We start from the raw sequence: 22,980 nt of genomic DNA on the forward strand, positions 1-22,980 counted from the left end.
AAGTGCACACTGGTGCCACTATTGACACCACTGTGGCGTTAAATTCAGAGGTAAAGGATCTCGCTCGGGAATTTGCTCTTGTACTGCAACAGTCGGTATATTAAATGCTGTAATATGAGCGTTAACGATATTCGCAAAGGTCTCAGACGCGACTTGTTGTAATGCCGTTGCCATTGTGTCGCTAAGCACTAAACTCTGTCTATTTGGGCTCTGCACCAGTTGCTTAGCCACCTCTCGCAGCCATGTCAGGTAATTTGCTCTGGTTTGATTGATCTCTTCATCGTCTGCAAGCGTTGCCATCGCCTGTTCATAGGCATTTAAATCGCGGTTAATCAGGTAAAGCCCGGCACTGTTTAAACTCACCAGCCTAATGGCGCGTTGATTGTTGCTGTTAGCGTAAAGCTCAATGGCGCGATTATAGTGTTGCAGCGCCTGATCAATCTTGCCAGTCGCTGTGGCGGCATTACCCAATGCCGTTGTTAGGCCGGCACGCATAAAATCAGGTAAAAACTGTTGCTCAATGCCAGTCAGTAAGTTATAGCCAATAGCAGGTTGCCCCATGCGGGTGTAAGCTATAGCGATATTAATTTTAATCGCCGATTTATATTGGCGCTTTTCAGCCAGCTCTAAGGCACAGCGGTAATAGGTAACGGCTGCTTTGTTTTGTTCTCGTAGACGATAAGCAACCCCAATGTTACTCAGGATCTTGGCTTTGTTTTCTGCCACCTGATCACTGTATTGAGGCTTTTTCAGTGCATTGATTGCCGATATTAAGGTTTTGTTATCATATGCTTGTGCACTGGCTCTGATAGCTAAGTAATGCAAGCGGTAACGTTGTAGTAGCGATAAATCGTCTCTTTTGAGGGTCTGTTGATAAAGTTGTACAGCCTGCCTAGGGTCATTTTTAGCAAGGTCTTCTAAAGTTAAAAACACGCTATTGCTGAGGCTGGTTACCCCAAGCATAAAGCTAAAAACCATGGTTACTATCATCTAGTTTGCCACTCCCTAATCTACTTTTTTCACTCTCTTGGCACTATCAACATAGTGCAGATACATCGCCCTCGCAGAGAAAAAAGAAACCCAAAGCTAGATTAAATTATAAACCATGAGGTTAAGTTGCAACATACGTCACTATGCTGACTTTTGTAACAGGCAAAAAAAAAGCCGCATAAGCGGCTTTTTTGGGTGTGATTCGCGTTGTTTTAGGCGTGTCTCCAAAACTCTGCGATTACGTTACCAAGGAACTTTTTATATCTAGGACTAAATTGATTCAAGTGCAATTTTAACCATTTCATTGAAGGTGCTTTGACGCTCTTCAGCTGGCGTTGCCTCGCCAGTAATAACATGGTCACTAACAGTAAACAGTGCCATTGCTTTAGCGCCATACTCAGCAGCAACGCCATACATACCAGCGGTTTCCATATCTACCGCCATGACACCTAGCTTGTCTAACTCTTTGTAAAAATCACCATCGGCTTGATAGAAAGTATCAGTGGTAAAAACATTACCAACCTTTGCTTCAATACCAAGACGACGTGCAGCATTAATGCCATTCTCAAGTAAGCCAAAATCAGCAATCGCGGCAAAGTCATAACCACGTACGCGGGCACGGTTTACGTTTGAGTCAGTGCTGGCACCTTGTGCAAAAATAACATCGCGGATTTTAATGTCTTGACTGATACCACCACAGGTACCAATGCGAATTAGGTTCTTAACGCCAAAGCTAACAATGAGCTCACGAGCATAAATCGACATGGATGGGATCCCCATACCAGAGCCCATGATGCTTACTGGCTTACCATTATAGGTGCCTGTAAATCCAAACATGTTGCGAACATCAGTGACCTGACGAGCATCTTCCAAGAAATTTTCTGCAATGTATTTTGCGCGCAGTGGATCTCCTGGCATTAATACGGTTTCTGCAAAATCACCTGGATTTGCGCTAATGTGTGGCGTGCTCATAATGTTTCCTTTAATTTGGCTTAATTGCGGCTTTAAAGCCTTCACCATATTCTGTTGCGTCTAAATCAAACCACTGGGCAAGTGTTTGACCCATGTCAGCAAAACTTTGTCTCTCTCCTAAAGGAGTATTGTCCATACCTGGGGTATATGCCAATACCGGCACATATTCGCGGGTATGGTCAGTGCCTTCCGCGGTTGGATCGCAACCATGGTCAGCGGTAATTAACAGCAAATCATCTGCTTGCAATTTCGCGATGATCTCTGGTAAAAAAGCGTCGAACTGTGCCAGCGCTTCGGCGTAGCCAACGGCATTTCTGCGGTGACCAAACTTCTCGTCAAAATCCACTAAATTAGTGAATACGATGCTATGCTCCGGTGCCGATGCCATTACCTCACTGGTTTTTTCCAGTAAGTTTAGCAAGCCAGGCGCTTTGTGCTTTTGCGTTATGCCTTGATGGGCATAAATATCCGCGATCTTACCTATGCTGATCACTTCACCACCATCGCTGGCTAGTTTATCTAGCACCGTTGGCGCTGGTGGCAACACCGAGTAATCTCTACGATTACCGGTACGAATAAAGTCGGCACTCGAGGTGCCTATAAATGGCCGCGCAATCACTCGTCCTATATTCATTTCATCAAGCAGTGCCCGTGCGATTTCACATACTTGATAAAGCTTGTCAAGTCCAAACGATTGCTCATGAGCGGCTATTTGAAAGACGCTATCAACTGAGGTGTAGCAAATCGGCTTACCGCTTTGCATGTGCTCTTCACCCAGTTGTTCTAAAATTGTTGTGCCCGAAGCATAACAGTTGCCCAAAATACCTGGGATGTCTGCTCGCTTGCACAACTCATCAATAAATTCTTGTGGGAAGCATGGCTTAGTATTAGGGAAGTAACCCCAATCAAACAGCACTGGTACCCCAGCCATCTCCCAGTGGCCAGACGGCGTGTCTTTACCACTTGATAATTCTTTTGCATATCCCCAAGCCGCGCTTGGTTCAATATGTTGTGCCACGGCACACTCTTTTTTTCCAGCAGCTTCACACGCTGCGATTAAGCCAAGCTTACTTAGGTTAGGTAAGTCTAATGCTTGCCCTTTTTCTTCTTTATAAGCCTGCAATAAATGAGCGAGAGTATTAGCACCTACATCACCAAACTTTTCAGCGTCTGGTGCTGCGCCAATGCCTAGGCTATCTGCCATTAAAATGATTGCTCTTGCCATAGATACCTCTCTTATACGCTGTGGCTGAAATTTGTTATAAATACATCATTACCACAAGCGTTGGTTACTTTATGTTTGGTTCAAAAAATCGTACAGGACATAAGTCCGCTGTCATAAAATAGTCATAAGTTTCACGAAAATCGTCGATCTTGCAAAATGTCTCCAGAGGACATAAGTCCTGTTTTGAGTACACTAAACCAGTTAAATTTGCTCATTAAGCGAGGCAAAAGAGATTAATCGTGTCTTTTTTGCTATTGTGATCTTCCAACATAAACAACTGCTGGGTGTGAACTTTAGTGACACGAACTATTATAGCTATAGCTGGCGCATCTGCGTCTGGTAAGTCTCTTTTTAGTCAAACGATCTACAACGAACTAGTTAACGAGCTGGCCTCGGGTACTATCGCGGTGATCGAAGAGGACGCCTATTATAAAGATCAATCGCATTTGCCTATAGAGCATCGTACTCAAACGAATTACGATCATCCTGATGCGTTTGAACACGAGTTATTACGCGAGCATTTAACTAAGCTTCGCCAAGGTGAATCTGTAGAGGTTCCGACCTACGACTACGGACAGCATACACGTAGCGATAAAACACGAATAGTAAATCCTGCTAAGATATTAATCGTAGAGGGGATATTACTGCTAAGTGATCCTGCATTAAGTGAAGAGTTCGATATAAAGGTGTTTATTGATACGCCTTTAGATATTTGTTTGCTGCGTCGTATGCAAAGAGATATAGAGCACAGAGGTAGAAGCCTGTCTTCTGTGGTAGAACAATATCAGGCGACGGTAAGACCGATGTTTTATCAGTTTATCGAGCCTTCAAAGCATAATGCCGACTTAGTTGTGACCCGTGGTGGTATGAATCGCGTTGCGATTGATATTATTAAAAGTAAAATAAAATATTTGCTACAAGAATAACGGGAAATTGGCATGACAACAATTATGAGCTTAGTGGGCATGATGATGCTCCTAGGCGTAGCATTTGCGTTTTCAACAAACCGCAGTGCTATAAATAAGCGCACCGTTGGCGTTGCATTTTTACTGCAAGTCCTTATTGGTGGCTTTGTACTCTTTATTGAAGCGGGCAAAAATGCCTTAGCTGCAATGTCTAGCGCAGTTGCGAAAGTGATTAGCTACGCCAATGACGGTATTAGCTTTTTATTTGGGCCTTTGGCTCAACAAGACTCGTTAGGTTTTATTTTTGCGATCCAGGTGCTGCCGGTGATCGTATTCTTCTCAGCGCTTGTTGCCGTGTTATATCACGTCGGCATCATGAACTGGATTATTAAAATTTTAGGCGGCGGCTTACAAAAGCTGTTACAAACGTCACGACCAGAGTCGTTATCAGCTACTGCCAACATTTTTGTCGGCCAAACTGAAGCGCCTTTGATAGTCAGACCGTTTATTCCAAAGATGACGCAATCAGAATTGTTTGCGGTTATGGTTGGCGGTTTGGCAACGGTAGCGGGCTCCGTAATGGCGGGCTATGTTGCTATTGGCGTAGAGCTAAAGTACCTGATTGCAGCCAGCTTTATGGCCGCTCCAGGTGGTTTCTTAATGGCCAAAATGATTGTGCCAGAAACCGAAAAACCGCATGAGAACCTCGAAGAGGTCGACAGCGGTGATGATAAACCGGTTAACGTAATTGATGCCGCAGCGTCAGGCGCTTCGAGCGGCATGCACCTAGCACTGAATGTTGGTGCCATGTTACTGGCTTTTGTGGCGTTAATTGCACTGTTAAACGGTTTACTCGGCAGTGTGGGTGGAATATTCGATTACCCAACACTGACGTTGCAAGAAATTTTAGGCTATGTCTTTGCTCCTGTTGCTTGGTTGCTCGGGGTGCCTTGGTCAGAAGCCGTTACGGCAGGTAGTTTTATCGGCCAAAAATTGGTAGTTAACGAGTTCGTTGCCTACCTAGATTATATGAATTATCGCGATGCGTTGAGTGAACACACACAAGCCATTGTCACATTTGCGTTATGTGGGTTTGCTAACTTGTCGTCGATTGCCATCTTACTAGGCGGGCTTGGCGGTATGGCGCCAAGTCGAAGAAAGGATATCGCGCGCCTGGGGCTCAGAGCAGTGTTAGCAGGGTCTATGGCTAACCTCATGAGTGCAGCAATTGCAGGTTTCTTCCTCTCGCTAGCTTAGAAACTTATTGAGATAAGCCGCAGTTGCAAAACAATTGGTTGGTTGCTTTAAGGGGTTAAAGTAACCACACTAACTTGAACGATACTTCACCAAAGGGCCTTTATGGCCCTTTTATCGTTTCTATGGCTCGCTTTTTTCTACCTTGACTGCCAACTCATCCTTAGTCATTATCACCCTTTGTACGGCAAAGGAAATGTTACATGAAATACTTAGTTATCTCTGATATTCATGGCGATACTGACTATATTCGCCAATTCACCGATAGCTTAGGTCCTGAAGCTGACTACCTCACCCCCTATCATGGGCAACAAGCTGCGTATAAACGTTCAAATGAATCGCAATATGCGTTTTTTAAGCGAGTTTCTTCTATTGATAACTTGACCGCTAAAGCTCGAATAACATTGCAAGCCGCTCAAGAGCCTGTGGTGGTAATTGGTTTCAGCGTTGGCGCTACCTCGGCGTGGCAACTTGCTGCCATGCCTGATTTACCCATAAGCCAATGTATTTGTGTGTTTGGCTCGCGCATTAGAGATCATTTAGACCTAGCACCTAAAGTACCCACCAGCGCCCTATTCTCCATTGATGAACACTATTTTTACCAGCAAGTTAGTGAGTCAAAGCTAGTACAAAAACAATTCATTGATTGCCCTCATGATGCCATTGCCACGGTTAACGAGTCTGGACCACTTAGACAATACATCACAGCAGCCATAACCTAGCGTTCCAGCTAATACCGGTTGGTATTTAAGCATTGATGGCTTTGGCCGATAACGAATTAATTACTCTAATCACCAATAACCATGCTAGATTGAAGTGAGATAAGCACTCATCAAGTCATTACCGTTCAAGCAGTGCAGTGGAGTACTATTATGAAATTGGCGCTGAAGACATTCTTGCTCGTTATGGCAATAACGCTAGCTGGATGCAGTAAGAAGCAACAGCTGCTACCTTTGGAGCAGTTACAACTGACGCAGCTGCCTATTTCAGCAGCGCAACTGTCTGATGACGGCGCGCTGACATTATTGTTGATTGAAGATCATTTACTGCAAGTATGGGACAACAGCACACAGGAAATTATCAAACAGATTGAAGGCAGCAAGTTTAACTTATACTTTCGCGCCGCCTTTATTGCGCCATCAAAACGCAGTATTTTGAGTGTATCGGATCAACAGCTCACCATTTGGCAGCTCTACTCTGATGAACTCACTACCTACGCACTGCCCCAGCGCGACAGCTATATCAGTGTCACAAAAGTGATTTGGTCATCCGATGAAAACCTCATCATGCTCGGTTATAACGATGGCAGCGCGCAACTATTGAACCTTAAACAGCAAAGCTTATCTCAATTAGCCTTACATGAAAGCAGTATCACGGAGCTTATATTTAGCCGCGACCTCAGTGTGGTTTACTCGGCGTCACTTGATGGCCATGCTAAAAAAGTCGATATTGCTAGCAAGCAGGTGCTATTTGATTATGCCTTACCTCATCGCATCACAAGCCTTGCGCTATCGCAGGCGGAAGATAAGCTATTTGTCTCTGATGCCCTTGCCGATCAACATATTATTTCCGCTGAGAATGGCGATAACTTAACCTCATTAGACTATATTCAGCGCTTTAAGTTTTTCCGTGAGGCCACCTTTGTGGCTGACGATAAATACCTGTTAACGAGCTCTTCAAAAGCGCATATGTCACTGTGGCAGGTTAGTTCAGGAGAAGAAATAATCAGCTGGCCTATTGCGCAATTAAGCCTTGGCAGTACCGTTTACGATTTGCAGCTTTCCAACAGCAATGTGCTCACCACGATTAGCTCTGATGGGGTATTAGAGCGGTGGGATTTACAACAGATCTTATTTAACTGGTAGCGCGGAGCCATTACTCCGCACTTAAGGTGGCTACGCAGTTATTGCTTTAACTGCGCTTTTGCCGCCACAACTTTGGCATAGTCTAAACCGAGCTCATCCACGGCTTCTTTGATCAATGCTGGGTTTTGCATCACTAGGGCCATTAACTGTTGCAGCTTTTCCGGTGGGATCCCCAGCTGCTGAATGGTGCCCATTGCCATCATTGGGTTTTCAGTTAACTGGCCAAATACCGTTTGAATTTGCTCATCTGAAATATCATGCTCTTTCAGTAACGCAATGATTGGGTTCATAATATGTCCTAACTTACTTTTACTAATCGGGCGGCATAGAAGCCATCGAATTCAGTGTTTATGCCAGGCAATAAACTCAGCGATGCCTCTAATTGCCAGTTGGGATTACGGTCTAAAAACTGTTGCACTTGCTGTTCGTTTTCTGCAGGTAAAACAGAGCAGGTTGCATACACTAACTTGCCGCCCACCTTACACATTTGACTATAGCGCTGCAAAATATCGCTTTGCAATGCAATAAGTGTGTCTAAATTTTGCGAATTCAAGTGCCACTTAGTATCTGGGTTACGTTTTAATACACCAAGGCCAGAGCAAGGCACATCTAATAACACCCGATCAAATTTCTCTTTTTGGCGCTTGATGGTCTTATTGTTTTGGATCACCCGAGTTTCAGCTACATGAACACCAGCGCGCTTGGCTCTTTGCTTTAGGGTTTCAAGCTTATGTTCATGTATGTCTAGCGACAATAAGCGGCCTTTATTTTCTAATAACGCGGCTAGGTGCAGGCTTTTACCACCCGCGCCAGCACAAGCATCCACCACCTTATGACCAGGCTTCACCTGTAAAAATGGTGCGATTTGCTGCGAGCCCGCATCCTGCATTTCAAACCAACCGGCCTGAAACGCTTGGGAACGGAATAAGTGACTGTTCGATTCCACCTTCAAAGCAATATGGCTATCGAGTTGCACCTGAGAAACCGTAATGCCCTCTTTTGCCAAAGATTGTTGCAAGCTTTCAAGATCGCACTTTAAGGTGTTAGGACGAATATATTGAATGGCGCTTTGATTTAGCCCCATAGCAATATCTGACCACTGTTCACCAAGCTGTGCTTGAGCAATCTCATGCAACCAGTCCGGCATAGACAATTTCACCGCCTCAGGAGCAGTTTCAATAGATGCACTTAGCGCATCGAAATCATAAGTCTCGGTATCTAACCATTCTGGCAATGTTTGTTGCGTAACGACTTGCGCGGTTAACCAATAGCCAAAACCATCGCGGCTGATGCCATTTTGCTCTTGCACGTATTCCAGCAAACGCTTAAAACGAAAAATATGATAGTAATTGCTGACCACATACTGCCGCTCATCAAGCTGCCATTGGGGATTATTGTGCAATAGTTGTGTTAATGCCTTATCGGCATGAGGAGAACTTTCCAGCACATTTTCAATGCACTCAGACAGAGTTTGAACTAACGAACGGGTAATAGACACGATGCGGTCTCGATTATTGCTAAAGGGCTATTTTAGCCTGCTAAGTACCGGGCATCAATTAGAGTTTATGATTTTTAGCTGAAACCAAAGCTTAACTCATCGGCTAGCTAGCAATGATGGTAAAGGGGGTGAAAACATACCCCCCCTTTAATCCAGCGGTCGTGATTATTTTTCCACAATGACAGAGGTAGAGCCATTACTAATGACTATAAAACGTGTAGCAACGCCACTGACCTGATATGCACCAAATTGCTGCAACGACTGCCCAGTTTGAAATAACACCAATTTGCTGCCATCAGTAGCATAAATACTACCAAGTGTATCCTCATTATTGGCTTGCCAAAGTAGTGTCCAGCCTAATGTGGCCTCAGTGGGTAATAGGCTTTTAGTCTGTTCAGAGTCAACAAAATGGAACTGGGTATAAAATGGCGCGGAAGATGATGTCTGTGACTGCAACTGCGCAAGCAATTCTTCTTCCTGGTCTCTAACCTGCTCAAGCAGCATAAAGTCACTCTCTGCATCTATTTTTCCAAGCCATAGTAGCTCCCCCATGGCAACCACCTCGCTGGCCTGAGTCGCAAATTGGCTGACCCATTCAATGTTCATGGTTGAAGTTTCTTCTAAACGCTGCACTGCTCCTGAAAATATCCTGACCAGTTGTTGCTCATCATCAGCATTTTGCCGAATACTTGAGCTGGTATCAGCGTCGATAAAGTCCACGATGTGTGCTGCTGAACTCACAGCTAATTGATAGCCTAAGCGCTTATCCTCAGTCCAAAACGTCATTAAGCCAAAGCCATTGCTATGTAAAACACCTGTCGCGGTACTTTTGTGGTAGCGCTCATCAAAAGTAAATGTGCCCGAGCTATTGCTACCGTGATGTTGATAAATGTGCGCTTGCTGGTTTTCATCCATTAACTCAACCGATAATAAAGGCCCAGAACGATACAAATCTGGTAGCACGTCCAAAGTTGCAAATGGCTGCTGTAATACCCAGCCATTATCGCCATAACGATAAAGCCCGTCAGACTTTAGCCCTGACAAAACGTCATTGCTTTTACTAAAATCCATGTCCAACGCGCCATCCAGTTCAAGCAAAGAACCAAGCACGAGAGTATTTTCACTATCAATGCGTTCAATGCCATCAGAGCTGACAAACCAAGCGATATCATCATGAAATACAATGGGGGAAATTAACGACTTTGCTTCACTACCAGCCAAAGCCCTGGTGGTGCCATCCGAAAATAGCAGCACGATGCCATTATCGCCATCGATTAAGGTATATTCTACACAACTTAACTGAAACGTATTTTCATCACTGCTATTTAAGCTACATTCTGCAGCACCCGCGACACGAACCAATTCAAACTCACTGATATTATAGGGTTTATCAAGCTCAAACTCGCCGGCCTCATGGAACTCATACTCCTCTCCCGCCACCATCACAGTGACGGCATAAGGTAACGACTCAGGCACCTTGACCATGGCATGATCGGGGGGGCAATTAACAACTAAATTATAATGAGATGGCGACAACTGCTCCTCGTTGTAGCCACACTCTTCATTGCTGAAGTTAACATTAGTAGGAGCTTGGTAAGCTAGTGACCAATGACTTAATGTTTGCTCACTATTGACCGAGTACTCTTCATCAAACCAAGCGAAAGAGACCTCTTCTGCAAAGTCAGCCATATCTACAGTCAATTGCCATAACGTCTCGGCTTCACAGCTAATAGAATATGAGTACTCAGTTGCTGATATTTGCTCATGACTGTTCTCACATACATGGTGCTCTGGGTGTTCAAAAGTCGGGGCTTGGTATGTTGCCGCTGTTTTTGTTAAAACCTGAGTATTGGTAAGGTTATAACTTTCACCCAGCCAATTAAATTTAATTGGTGTAGACACACCAGAGACGGTTACATCCAAAGAAAACTGAGTCTGATTCTCTACTGGTGTAGCGCCGTTCTGCTTATCACCACTTCCACCGCAAGCGCTAAGAAATACACACAAAATCGATATTTTGACTAACTTATTTGTCATTTTCATACTATTTCCTTATGCCGCAATAGTCACATGCATGCGAGCTCATTTACGAAGATTATCGGTTGATCAATTGCTCCTTCAACACAATCGATATTAAGTAATGTTGTTGCCGAAACTTGTTCAATGTCGGTGTGGTAAACTGTAAAATCAGAAATAGTCCGATTTATAAGCCATAAATAATTCGCTTTCAGTATGTAATACCCTTGATGATTAGTCGGAGGCTCAATGTCTTTTGGCGGCAGTAAGATTGGCGGCATTGGAGAGTGACATACTTTGCCTTCCACTGAATGAAGGCACAATGGGCTGCTTTGGTCGTATTGTTGCGCAATGGCAGGAAATCTATCAGTTACTTCACTTCCCCATTTATTTTCAAGTTCATCTCTCGACGGTAAAAAAACTTTTCTTGGTGCGTTTAATAATTCAATTCTCGCTGCAGTTGAAAGCATTGAAGGGTGGCTTACGAATGTAAATAGATACTTTTGAAGCCTGTTTTTGATGCTAGACTCGACCCTTAACTTCTGAGTTAATGAAAATGCACTTTGACTTTGTGTACGATCTTTGAAGTAGGTAATTTTTACACCAGCACGCTCAGCTATTGCGTGTGCAATAAACTCATTAACTTCAGTTAAAGATAACCTCCAACCAGTGCGCTTAATTTTAGGCCTCAATACATCAGAAAGTTGTAACCAGTCAATTCGGTATTTTGCATCTAACTTCCTTGAATAAGTAGGCAGCTGCCATTCGATAGCAAACTGAATTAGGCCATCCCAGCTAGTGCCACTTTCTAATAAAGTATTAATTGCATACTCCCAACCTGGAAGCGCTTTACCTGAAAAGGGTAACTTTTGCCCTATGTTACCTGGCTGCGCTAATGTGCTTTCAAACTCACTAAGAAAGTCCACAGCTAACCACTCTCCAGTTTGGCTTTTTGCTTTGCAAACGGGTATAACTATGGTGCCTGACGGGTTGCTCCATGTTTCCTCAGTACAATTAACCTGCAAGCGGCCCTCATTATCCAATAAAAACCCCGCAAGTATAATCCGGGTGTTTGCAGCTATAGCTTCCACGGGCTGCAGGTTGAAACCTTTTAGCAAAGCTTCAAGTCGCAAAGCCGAAAGGCGGTTATTCCGAGTTAGTGAGTTAAACTGCCCAGCAAATGATATCGAGTTTAAGCCATTAAATGGTCCAGATAATATTTGTTCTGATGACACCGAAAATACTGGCCTACCTCCAGCAGAGTCAAGACTCGCAACTTTTGGGATATACCAGACAAGATTAGAATTATCGGAGTCAGCAAATAAATGAAATGCGTTTTGACTATCAATTGAAAAATAGCCAGAAACGTCTTTGACACTGGGGCTGATAGGTATGGCCAAGCTGGTCACAGAAAAAACCATACTCATTATTGCTATTGCTAAAGTCCTAATTAACATAATCTCTTTCCTTGTTGATTGTTACAGCCGCTCTTAATCCAGCGGCCTACTAATTCTATAATTTGGGGGTGCAACGCTGCCCCAGTCATTGGCATCCCAGGCACACTTGCACCAATACCAACATCTTGCTCGGCTTGCCTTATCTTCAAACGGTAATATAGGCTTTTGCCATTGCCATTTTTCAGGTACTCAGCTAAGCCAATGCTAGATGTATCAAACCTTTGTTTTGCCCGGCCTTCGATACCATGACAATGCACGCAACCGCTATCTCTCCAAATTCCTTTCCAAACATACTGCCTTTCACTGCGGTTTAATGGGGAACTAGGTATTCTTGACCACTGCTTTTCAATGGCGGTTAGCTTGGCATCGACTTCCTCTTCGAGCTTATTACGTGAATGCGTGAAGTATGCCTGTAACGCTGCGGCTTGGTCTTGAGATAAACGGTAAGACACATGAGACTTACCCGAATGTTGATACTGCAAAAGGTACTCTTTTGCATACAACGACATGCTTGCTTGAGCAACACCGTCTTTGAGACCATGGCATGCCGCGCATGTCTGCTCATAGAGTAGCTCGCCTTTTTTGATAACGCGTAGCTCTTGGCTAACAGACTCTGAACTGACTTCGATACTGAGCGCTTTAATATCAACAAGCGATATGGCAGGGTAAGCCATCATGCTGATGGCTCGACACTCCCCTTCACTGCAACTAGCGCTTGGCCTCCGCAGGAAATTAACCAAGCCCTGGGCGTGATATTTTACGCCACTGCTGGAACCTAGATGTAACGGCGCCTCAAGATATGGCATTGGATGCTTAACTAAGTTGCGTAAACGTTCATCTGAAACTGGTAAAGTAAGGTACCTAGGATCGGGTTGCTTAGTGACAAGGTTATGCCCTACTTCATGTATTTCAGCGTGACAGCCATAACATTGGTTGTCTTTCCAGCGACCAAAACCACTTTGAAAACGCCCTGGTGGCTGTACTCTAACCTCAGTGTGACAACCTAAGCACTCTTCAGCTGTGCTTGTAAGCATTGCACTATTGCTGCTTAGCACCAGTGCAATATACGAATAGCTCAACATCACTACTGGTTAGCTCGGGTATCGACGTTAACCACGACTTCACCAGAACTTGGCGAAATTTCAATGGGTTGATCAACGTCATTACTATTGACCTGCACCCCGCCTGTAAACCTTATAGAGAAAAGCTTCATAAAGCGCTTCCAATCATTTACAGACAAACTCTCTCCTGGGGTTGCGTTGCTACGAAACGCTTCGGCTGGAGAATTCCTAGAGTAAAATACAACGTCTAATAAATCGCCGCTATACTCCACACTGTTGTCTAATGGATCTGGGGGAGACGCAACCAAAGCATTTTCATTAAGCAAATCGGTGATAATACGAGGAGCATCTAAATATACGGGCTCAGAACGAGTGCTTTCAATTGAGTACCAATGGTTTAAAACATTATTTGCATTCAAATAGTCCATAAGTTGAGCTTCAACGGCACTGTTTGACGGTTTCAAATAGGTTATACTCAGCCAACACAGGCTTGGATAACCGGATGGTTTTCTCTCTAATTGATAGTTTAGGTTTAGCGCTTCTAACTTAGCGACTAACCCCTTGGTCTCGATGCATAATTGTGCATTGGTAGGAATAAGATTTTGCCGCTCATCAATAATATTATTTTGCTGTACAAAATGAGTATATTTGCCATTATCTTGTGCTTGCGGATATGCCCGTATCGATATTTTATTAAAGTAGGGGTTTATTCTCGTCGGTGGAGTAACATCTTGCTTTAATGTCGTATACCAAAAAATGCCAGCGTTGATTTCAGTTCCTTTTAAAGGCGCATAAATAAAACCATCCTGCTCCGTTTTTACACTAAAATCCACATCATCTAACGTCAAGGCATGACTATTTTGCAGTGATAATAACCCTGCGATCACGACAATAAAAATGCGTTTCATAACAATCTCCTTTTTGATAAAGCTGAGCGTTACCTCAGCTTTTTGTCCTTGGTACTATTGTCCAATAATGTCTCGACACGCTGGATCGTCCATATCCCATGTAACTGGGAGGCCAAATCCGCCTTTACTACATTGAATAGTCATATTGGTCGATGCATTACTGATCTTAGAGCCAGGATTCCAGGTTAAATACCTTGACTCATTGCGGCGGAAAACCAATTTTTCGTAATTTGCTCTGAGCGTAAACACAGCGCCGCTAGGTTCATTATCTACATTTCCTAACTGTGACTGACCAAAGTCTCTGAGCTCTATAAATAACTCATCGCGAATTGACTCGTACAACGACTGCACAGCTTGATCAAACTGGGCAATATTAGTGGGATTTTCAGAATAACTACCATCTGGCTGTTTATATTCGATGGTAATGCCCGTTTGACCATTTTGGTTATCGAGCAAGCGTCTGAAGAAAGTTTCGATCTCAGCCTCTACACACGAATTTAAATGCACCGCAGTGTAAGTACTTGCTTGCTGAAAAACGCGTTCCCAATCAATGTTAATGCGAGCAATTTGAGTTCTGGCATGGGTGGTGAGCTGCCAATCCGTGGTTGCTTGAATATTGGCATCCCAGTTTGCACCGGCCATCATAATTTGACGAATCTCAGGCGTCGCATTTGGTGTTGTCACTAATTGAAATGGAATATAAGTCGAAGTGGAAGAGAAGCCATCGGGCGCCATGGATTGAAAACTAGCAACCACATCCGTTGGTTGCATATTGCCGTCATCGTCTAAGGCGTAGCATTTGGGTACTTGGAACTCAACGCCATTAAGACTACCTGTTTCCATCTCACACTCAACATGCGCTCTACCGCTATTGTCGAAATATATATCGCTGAGCATAAACCGAGTTTTAGCATGCTGAGCAGGTGCAGGCGCTACACGCCAGCCCCGCTCCTGAGCTTCCGATTTTAACCGTAACAGTGCACCACGGTTACCAGTGGTGTCAAACGCACCACCGATTACCGCTTGCTCTAAACCAGCCCAAATACCGTAAGGTGAAACTCGCGATAACACCGATAACCGCGGCCTTGGTGAACTGGTATTAGCACCATTAATGGCTATTTGCCCTTCTTTGGGCACATACCAAACTAGCTGATTATCTTGAGTATCAGCATATAAGTTAAATTTTCTTTGTGTGTCTGCACTAAAAAAGCTCGAAATGTCTTTTTCATCATGAGACATGGGGACAGCTTGAACATGCATAGAGGTCATGACCAGAGTCATCAAAAACACACTCTGACTGTACTTTGAAGTGTTCATACATTATTCCTTATGTATCTAATTTATAAGTTGCAAATCAACTTTTTCGCCACTTCCTAGGTCTGTTGAGGAACATACATCCACATCACTTGGCGAGCTTTAAGTAAAGCACAAAAAACAAAATATTTACACAAAACCAACCTTAAAGTCACAAACAAAATACGAACCAACTGAAATCAAATGATTTTTATTTTTAAGGCAAGTCGAGACGAGTTTGAATAAGGCTCGCGTCTTTCGCCGTTACTTTTTCCAGAGAATGTCGTGAACCATTGTAAACAACAAGAGTATCTATATGATTTTATTTAAGTTAAATCGTCTCATATTATTTTGAGTCACCTAACCTTAGTGATAAAGTAAACTCAATCACATTAATGCTTCAATCAATTTGAAAGGTCAAAGGCCTCGCTAGTAGCGTTAAAGGTTTCTTATCTAAAGTACGACGCAGAAAAAAATTTATCTTATCTGCATTGATAAAGGTGATTTTACATTGGCTGGACGAGGAAACTCATAGACCATTTCTCCGCTACAAACATAAACTGTTTACGTATTCAAATTGATATTAATTAAAAATAAAACTCAAGGAAATTTTATGTTCAAAAAAGCTTTAACCTTATCAGTTGCACTCGCGCTGACCGGTTGCAATACTTCTAATGAATCAACGCACTCAGAGACAATGTCACAAAATCAACCAGCACCAATCAATTACCCAGAAACCAAAAAAGAAGCTGTTGTTGATACATACTTCGGGCATAAAGTAGCTGACCCATATCGCTGGCTGGAAGACGATATGAGCGAAGAAACAGCTCAATGGGTGAAAAATCAAAATAAAGTAACTTCAACTTACCTTGAAGGTATCCCCTACCGTGATCAAATAAAACAGACACTAACCGACTTAATGGACTATGAAAAAATAGGATCCCCATTTCAAAGAGGTGAGTACACTTACTTTTTCAAAAATGATGGGCTACAGAATCAATATGTGCTTTATCGCAAGCTCAATGACGGCGAGCCTGAAGTATTTCTCGATCCCAATACCTTTAGTGATGATGGCACGACCTCATTAGGTGGCTTAAGCTTTACCGAGGATGGTTCCTTGCTAGCTTATCAGATCTCTGAGGGAGGTAGTGACTGGCGTAAAGTTATCGTCTTAGACACAAAGACCAAAGAGCAGGTAGGTGAAACACTAGTAGATGTAAAATTTAGTAATATTTCTTGGTATGGTAATGAAGGATTTTATTACTCTAGCTACGACAAGCCAGAAGGCAGTGAATTATCTGCAAAAACCGATCAGCACAAAGTCTATTATCATAAACTTAATACGCCACAATCGTCAGACAAGATAGTCTATGGTTCAACTGCTGATGAGAAACATCGTTACGTTGGTACTCAGGTAACAAAAGACAAACGATACTTATTCATTTCAGCTAGCGTTTCCACTTCAGGGAACAAGCTGTTTATGAAAGACCTCACTAAACAAAACAGTCCTCTTGTCACTATTTTAGATAATACCGATTCCGATACCTACGTTTTAGATAATAAAGGCAGTAAACTATTTTTAGTTACCAATCTAAACGCTCCCAATAAAAGAATAGTTACGGTTGATGCAGCGACCCCCACTCCAAGCAATTGGCAAGACCTTATTCCTGAAACGAAAAACGTGCTATCCGCTAGTATCGGTGGTGGCTATATTTTTGCCCGTTACATGGTAGATGCAGTGTCTCAAGTCAAGCAATTCGACAAGCAAGGGAACTTGGTTCGCAATATTGAATTGCCAGGCGTTGGTTCTGCATATGGCTTTGCTGGTGAGAGTGGCGATGAGGTGCTGTACTACTCATTTAGTAACTACAAAACGCCCACGACATCCTACAAGTTCGATACAAAAACGGGACAATCAGATATTTATCAACAACCCGAGATAGACTTTGAACCAGATAACTATGAGTCCAAGCAAGTGTTTTATACTTCAAAGGACGGTACCAAGGTGCCAATGATCATTACTCATAAAAAAGGGGTCGAGCTTGATGGAACTAACCCAACTATTCTCTATGGTTATGGCGGCTTCAATGTTAGCTTAACACCTTCATTCAGCTCTTCACGAGCGGCTTGGCTTAAGATGGGTGGTGTCTATGCCGTTGCCAATATTCGTGGTGGCGGCGAATATGGCAAAACTTGGCATAAAGCGGGAACGCAATTGCAAAAACAAAATGTATTTGACGACTTTATCGCAGCCGCTGAATACTTAATAGAGAAAGACTACACCTCAAGCGAAAAACTAGCAGTGAATGGTGGCTCCAATGGTGGTTTATTGGTGGGTGCTGTCATGACTCAACGTCCTGAGCTATTTAAAGTAGCGCTACCAGCTGTTGGTGTACTCGATATGCTTAGATATCACACCTTTACCGCTGGTGCTGGTTGGGCTTATGATTATGGAACGGCAGACCAAAGCGAAGAAATGTTTAAATACCTGAAAAGCTACTCACCAGTTCATAACGTTAAGTCAGGAGTACACTACCCTGCTACGCTTATAACAACTGGTGACCACGACGATCGAGTTGTACCAGCTCATTCATTTAAGTTTGCTGCTGAACTACAAGATAAACAGTCAGGTAGTAACCCAACACTTATACGCATCGAAACTAACGCAGGTCATGGTGCCGGTACGCCTACTAGTAAAATCATTGACCAATATGCCGATATTTTTAGTTTCACTCTGCACAACATGGGAGTGAAGTCACTATAACTTTTTGCGCAGTAGGGCTATTTTTAGAGCCCTACTGCGCTAATTAACTTTTCACAAAAGTGCAGGTTATACCAGTTGAACTAATACTCCAACACCTTGAAAAGTGAAACCCATCAGCTCCGCTAAAGAGCTTCTTTGATTCAACCCCAACTATAATCCAAACCACTGTACTACACGCTCAACCACAGCAAGTTACTATTTATCCACTTAGCAGACATGGACTGAAAAAGCCTGTATTGAATTAATTTAAAGCTGGTGCGAGCAAAAATGTGAACCTAAATACCTAAGTGCTTGCAGACTCACTTAAAACAGGACGAAGAGCACTCTGAGGTGTAACCCTCTCATTTTATACAGCAGTTATTCAGGGTTTAGACCTTGTACAGCCGCATTATCAAAAGGGCGTACTGCAACCAATAACAATTAGTGCTGCATGGCAGAGTATATTTCTAAAAAACTATACGACAACCTAGGATGCTGAATAGGCATTTTATTGAGCACTCGCACCTTTTTTAATCTGAGCCTGAGATCAAAGTCGACAACGGAGGTCATTAGTACTTTTGCAGAATTATCAACAGAGGTTTAAGGGAGCATTTTGCAGTCCCGGTTGGCAGCATAGCTACAGTGTGACACTTGATGCTGGGCTACTGCCAACAGGCAATGAACAAGACATCAAGTAATTAAACTTGGCAATCAATTACTCACTAGGCGGACTACTGATGGTAAACGAGAGAAATTAAGATCTAGTCTTATTATTGAGACATGATGAGAAACACTGGCAACCGGTGTGATCAGCAGACTGGTACTCAGCAGGTCTTCACTTGGACTGACTGTAACTCGACCAGCATATAGCTCTGTCATGGCAGAGCAGGTACCAAAACACGAATAATCAGCATCGAAGAAATAATGAAGAGAGTCTACGCTAACTTTTACGTTAATTCTGCCACTAAAAAACCTTATAGCATCATTCTATTCACACATATTTACATATGAATAAACATTTAATTGACAACCAATCTGTAAAAATAAACACTTATCAAACTTATAGAAAGTAAGTCTTTTAAATTAAAGGAATTAAAATGAAAATGAAAAACCTCGCTGCGCTTCCTCTTGCTCTAGCTTCATTAAGCGTGATGTCACAAGAACTTCCATACGACTGCAGTTACTCCAGTTATGAGTCCACGCAATTAGAGCTTCATGCATTACCAGATGCTATCGACGCCGGCTGGGGCTATTATGGTTCTCAATCTTGGACTAGCCTAGGTTCATTTTTATGGTCTTTGACGAGTTTGACAACTGGTGATAGCTTCAAATTGTCAGGTCCATCCTATGTATTAAAGGGAAACAGCTATCGCTTTAAAGTTGACCTTGACTTCCTTGACCTGAATGACAAATTACGTGATGTGAGCTTCTACAATTCCGAGAACGGACTTTTAGGAAATGACCGCACTAACTGGGATTCAAATGCTTATTTTAACATGGACTTTTCATATACTTATGGAGCAGCTTTAGTATGGGCACGTTCAAGTAGTAGATGTCAAGCAATCCCAGTGATGGTACAGAATGCACCAAAGATAACCTACGCAACTACACCATCAATTACAGGCGGTAAAGTTAGTACGAAAGTTAGTTTTGAACTAGACCAATATTCCAAAGCGATGGTGTCAAATTCAGATGTTAGAGTAACGCTTACATTAAAAGACGAACTCTATTTGACCTCAAAAAGCACATCAGTTTCTTTCTCGAATGGCGGTATGCTGAGAGGCTCAAAAACTATTACAGCAACACCTCATCGAGGTGGTGGTATATACCAGGTTAAAGTTACCATAAATGATGGCACTTATAGCACTAGTCGGAATATTGGCTGGGTGAGAGTACCAGGCGACACGACCCCACCTTGTCCCCAGTGCAAGCCGTTATAAGCTGAACTTTTTAGCAGGTATGTGACCAATATACCTGCTAAATACTTAATGCGTAAGACATGATATCGATTGGTCTATACCGTTTTATGCTAAGAACTATTCAATATACCGAAACTGAGGTATAGATTTTTTCACAGATAAAAGCGCCAGCAATTATTATTAAAACTATCTCTTCCACTATGCGCTTAAATGATGGTGGGTGTCTCCGTTAACCCTGTCATTGTCTAAGCTTGACAACGGTTTTCCGACTTCGATTAAACAGTGCGTTAGCGTGAGGATAGCTAGAAAGTTATCACTTCCATGATGATGGACTTTCCTTTGCGGTTCAAAGTAAACGTAGCAATAAGACTATTTACAACAAAACGTTGAGCTATCAGTCGTCGAGCACCAAAAATCAATACAGTTTACGAGTAAAGGCAAACAATATTTGCTAGTTAAGTCTAAGTATCTAGGAGGGAGCCTTATTGTTTATCGCTGCGCCCAGCTCATTTTAAAAACCAGTTATAACGCGTATCTGGTTAACATAATTTAATTGCTGATGGATTCTATCCGTGCTTTTTCTACATACCCTGAGCGTAATTATTAATGTTCCTTGGTATTTCCCCTAAGAAGATAGGCAAGCGTTAAAGACTACCTACCTTCTTAATTCAGCCTACTATTGCTGCACCAATTGCCAAGGCCCCCAGCTACCTGCAACAGGGGTGTCACCTTGGGTCCACCATTTCGCCTTAAACACTAGGCCCTCATAACTAACTTGGTCGTCTTTTACATACACACTGGTGGCATCCCAAGCAGGCACTTCGCCCACAGGAGGCTCTGTAGGTTCAGTGGGTAACTCATCCACGACTCTCACTTGCGGCCAACCAGCATGAGATTGGTAAAAGTTCGTCACACACTTTTCGTAATCGCCAGGGACCAAAGCGGAATAAGCCGTTTGGTAGCCCACCAGTTTACATTCAAAAGAGAAACCTCCAGGTCTATCTGGGTAGTAGGCCCAATCTCCTTCCCAGTTGGTGTATAAAACATCGCTTGCGCCATCCAAGTTCAGGCTGCCATAAGGCGTTTGTTGCCAGCAGGTGTCTTCTTCGTCGCTGGCAATGGCGATATTGTAGTGGTGTGAGAGTCCTTGCCAGTAACGAATACGATTAACCGGCTGGCCTTTATCTTTATTTTGCGCACCGCATTCAATACCCCCGTTAATAATATTTATCGTGGTACCAAAGCCATAACCAATACCAGCATCCACCTCACGCTGCGATGGTGTCCAAGTTCTGTCGATAACATGCAACATGGCAGGTTTAGGCGCCTGTGGGGTTAAGAAAAACCAAATCGCTGAAGCCAAGTTTAACCAAGAATCAGCCACCAACCCTGGATTATTAAGCAGCACGGTAGCGTCGCCATCAAACATCACTTCGCTGAACGCACCATAGTTAAAGTGATAAGACAGTTGTTTAGCACCGCGACCAAAGTAACCTTGGCCTTCACCACATGGCCAACGCCGAGTTTGCCAGTTATCTTGACCACATCCTGTGGTATAGCCTTGCTCTCCTTCAGACCACCCCATTTCACGTACGTGAACCAACGCCTGCTGCCACTCTTCAAGGCCCAATGGGTTGTCAGAGACATTGCCTTTACTAATATGACCACCGGTTTCTTGAGCAAAGTGAGCAAATGCGGTGATGATAGAGCGTTTACAGATGGCATCGGCATTTCTGCCATCGCTGTAGTCACCACAAAATGCGGGAAACTTGCCAATTGCTCGTAAGAAACGGGTGTAGGTGTATTCTGGCGCCGCCATTTGGGTTAAAAACTGCCACTGCTGCTGACCAAACACTCGCTCCGCTCGTTTTACATTCTCGGGATTACTTGCAAGACCTGGCGCAATCGCCTCAACCACGGCGTTGTCACGCGCTTCAAGGGCTTTTGACCAAATGGCATACATGGGGTCGAGCGTTTTGCTGGTTTTCGCAGCGTTGAGCTCGGCGCGTGAGACAATATACCCATCTGGGTTGTTAGGGTCAGGCTGAGGGTTCATCGCCACAGCAAGCGAGCTGTTCAGTGCCACTAGGGCAAGCGTGATAGAAGTTACTTTATTCATTTTTTATCCTTTACATGTTGTGATCGGTACAAAACACCGATTAAACAATTATTAACAAAATGACATCGCTGTCAAATCTACTTTCTTTACCGCCACGCTGGATTTTTGTTTTTGCTGTATATATGCCCGTGGTAAGCTTAAACGTCGACGCAGTTCATAAATAGATACCGATAAAAGAATAAATAAAGAGGCTAATCATGCAGATACTTCCATTACAAGCCGAACATTTTGCTGCCGTTATCGAGTTAGGTAATCTGGTTCATGGCGACAATTACCTAGATGCACAGGGCATTGAAAAAATGTATCAGCAAGGCATGAAAAATGGCATTAACGCCTCTTTTGTTGCACTCGGGGACGATGGCGAGTTACTGGGCTTTAGAACCACCTACAGTGCAGGCCAATGGTTTATCGATAAATGGAGTTCACCTGAGCTATGGCCTGTTACAGCGGCAGATATGGCGTACTTCAAGTGCATTGCTGTGGCGCCACAGGCACAAGGCCTCGGGATCGGACCGCAACTGTTACAACATGCTGTGGATGCGCTGCGTCAACAAGGCGCAAAAGCAGGCGTTGCCCACTTGTGGAAGCAAAGCCCAGGCAACGGCGCAGTAAAGTATTTTACCAAGGCAGGCGGCCGCTTAATTAAGTTACACGATGACAAATGGTTAGACGATTGTATTCACCATGGCTACGTCTGCACTCTGTGCGGTAACGAGTGCCACTGCCAAGCAGCAGAAATGGTGTTGGAGTTTTAG

General features: G+C 43.4%; 18 protein-coding genes. 7 read left to right on the forward strand and 11 right to left on the reverse strand.

Going from position 1 to position 22,980, the window contains the following annotated elements:
• Window positions 1–18: 18 nt before the first annotated feature.
• The 3 genes from R3P39_RS01850 to R3P39_RS01860 form a co-directional block, all read right to left on the reverse strand.
• On the reverse strand, window positions 19–990 hold the full coding sequence (locus R3P39_RS01850; RefSeq protein ID WP_336565310.1) for a tetratricopeptide repeat protein: 972 nt from the start codon (window positions 988–990) through the stop codon (window positions 19–21).
• A 270-nt stretch (window positions 991–1,260) separates the two neighbouring features.
• Window positions 1,261–1,962 carry a purine-nucleoside phosphorylase gene (gene deoD, locus R3P39_RS01855; RefSeq protein WP_336565311.1) on the reverse strand — a complete coding sequence of 234 codons (702 nt, stop codon included), beginning with the start codon at window positions 1,960–1,962 and terminating at the stop codon, window positions 1,261–1,263.
• Window positions 1,963–1,972: 10 nt separating this feature from the next.
• Window positions 1,973–3,187 (reverse strand): phosphopentomutase, encoded by a 1,215-nt coding sequence (locus R3P39_RS01860; RefSeq protein ID WP_336565312.1) that lies wholly within the window; start codon window positions 3,185–3,187, stop codon window positions 1,973–1,975.
• A gap of 296 nt (window positions 3,188–3,483) precedes the next feature.
• Here R3P39_RS01860 and udk point away from each other — a divergent pair, with 296 nt between their 5' ends.
• From udk to R3P39_RS01880, 4 genes are all read left to right on the forward strand, one after another.
• Window positions 3,484–4,113, forward strand: coding sequence for a uridine kinase (gene udk, locus R3P39_RS01865; protein ID WP_336565313.1), 630 nt, complete (start codon window positions 3,484–3,486; stop codon window positions 4,111–4,113).
• A 12-nt stretch (window positions 4,114–4,125) separates the two neighbouring features.
• Window positions 4,126–5,349: a NupC/NupG family nucleoside CNT transporter gene (locus R3P39_RS01870; RefSeq protein ID WP_336565314.1), complete on the forward strand. Its 1,224-nt coding sequence runs from the start codon at window positions 4,126–4,128 to the stop codon at window positions 5,347–5,349.
• A 200-nt stretch (window positions 5,350–5,549) separates the two neighbouring features.
• Window positions 5,550–6,068 carry a dienelactone hydrolase family protein gene (locus R3P39_RS01875; RefSeq protein ID WP_336565315.1) on the forward strand — a complete coding sequence of 173 codons (519 nt, stop codon included), beginning with the start codon at window positions 5,550–5,552 and terminating at the stop codon, window positions 6,066–6,068.
• Between the two features lie 150 nt (window positions 6,069–6,218).
• The gene (locus R3P39_RS01880; RefSeq protein ID WP_336565316.1) at window positions 6,219–7,211 is read left to right on the forward strand and encodes a WD40 repeat domain-containing protein; all 993 of its coding nucleotides are present in this window, start codon (window positions 6,219–6,221) and stop codon (window positions 7,209–7,211) included.
• Between the two features lie 38 nt (window positions 7,212–7,249).
• On the opposite strand, the gene R3P39_RS01885 is transcribed toward R3P39_RS01880, so the two are convergent.
• The 7 genes from R3P39_RS01885 to R3P39_RS01915 form a co-directional block, all read right to left on the reverse strand.
• Window positions 7,250–7,501: a DUF2999 family protein gene (locus R3P39_RS01885; protein ID WP_336565317.1), complete on the reverse strand. Its 252-nt coding sequence runs from the start codon at window positions 7,499–7,501 to the stop codon at window positions 7,250–7,252.
• 8 nt (window positions 7,502–7,509) lie between these two features.
• The gene (locus tag R3P39_RS01890) at window positions 7,510–8,709 is read right to left on the reverse strand and encodes an RsmB/NOP family class I SAM-dependent RNA methyltransferase (protein ID WP_336565318.1); all 1,200 of its coding nucleotides are present in this window, start codon (window positions 8,707–8,709) and stop codon (window positions 7,510–7,512) included.
• A gap of 165 nt (window positions 8,710–8,874) precedes the next feature.
• Window positions 8,875–10,752: a hypothetical protein gene (locus tag R3P39_RS01895; protein WP_336565319.1), complete on the reverse strand. Its 1,878-nt coding sequence runs from the start codon at window positions 10,750–10,752 to the stop codon at window positions 8,875–8,877.
• 23 nt (window positions 10,753–10,775) lie between these two features.
• Window positions 10,776–12,182: a hypothetical protein gene (locus R3P39_RS01900; RefSeq protein WP_336565320.1), complete on the reverse strand. Its 1,407-nt coding sequence runs from the start codon at window positions 12,180–12,182 to the stop codon at window positions 10,776–10,778.
• The gene (locus R3P39_RS01905) at window positions 12,176–13,216 is read right to left on the reverse strand and encodes a c-type cytochrome (protein WP_336565321.1); all 1,041 of its coding nucleotides are present in this window, start codon (window positions 13,214–13,216) and stop codon (window positions 12,176–12,178) included. Before R3P39_RS01905 ends, R3P39_RS01900 begins: the two co-directional genes overlap by 7 nt.
• Window positions 13,217–13,266: 50 nt before the next feature.
• Window positions 13,267–14,151 carry a hypothetical protein gene (locus tag R3P39_RS01910; RefSeq protein WP_336565322.1) on the reverse strand — a complete coding sequence of 295 codons (885 nt, stop codon included), beginning with the start codon at window positions 14,149–14,151 and terminating at the stop codon, window positions 13,267–13,269.
• 54 nt (window positions 14,152–14,205) lie between these two features.
• Complete coding sequence (locus R3P39_RS01915) at window positions 14,206–15,468, reverse strand: hypothetical protein (protein WP_336565323.1); 1,263 nt, start codon at window positions 15,466–15,468, stop codon at window positions 14,206–14,208.
• A gap of 589 nt (window positions 15,469–16,057) precedes the next feature.
• Here R3P39_RS01915 and R3P39_RS01920 point away from each other — a divergent pair.
• Both R3P39_RS01920 and R3P39_RS01925 read left to right on the forward strand, forming a co-directional pair.
• Window positions 16,058–18,208, forward strand: coding sequence for a prolyl oligopeptidase family serine peptidase (locus R3P39_RS01920; RefSeq protein ID WP_336565324.1), 2,151 nt, complete (start codon window positions 16,058–16,060; stop codon window positions 18,206–18,208).
• Window positions 18,209–19,284: 1,076 nt separating this feature from the next.
• Complete coding sequence (locus R3P39_RS01925; RefSeq protein WP_336565325.1) at window positions 19,285–20,127, forward strand: hypothetical protein; 843 nt, start codon at window positions 19,285–19,287, stop codon at window positions 20,125–20,127.
• A gap of 655 nt (window positions 20,128–20,782) precedes the next feature.
• Here the strand turns inward: R3P39_RS01925 and R3P39_RS01930 are convergent.
• A complete protein-coding gene (locus tag R3P39_RS01930; RefSeq protein ID WP_336565326.1) occupies window positions 20,783–22,225 on the reverse strand; it encodes a chitinase in 1,443 nt (480 codons plus the stop codon).
• Between the two features lie 197 nt (window positions 22,226–22,422).
• Here R3P39_RS01930 and R3P39_RS01935 point away from each other — a divergent pair, with 197 nt between their 5' ends.
• Complete coding sequence (locus R3P39_RS01935; RefSeq protein WP_336565327.1) at window positions 22,423–22,980, forward strand: GNAT family N-acetyltransferase; 558 nt, start codon at window positions 22,423–22,425, stop codon at window positions 22,978–22,980.

Source organism: Pseudoalteromonas sp. UG3-2, from assembly GCF_037120705.1.
Taxonomy (GTDB): domain Bacteria; phylum Pseudomonadota; class Gammaproteobacteria; order Enterobacterales; family Alteromonadaceae; genus Pseudoalteromonas.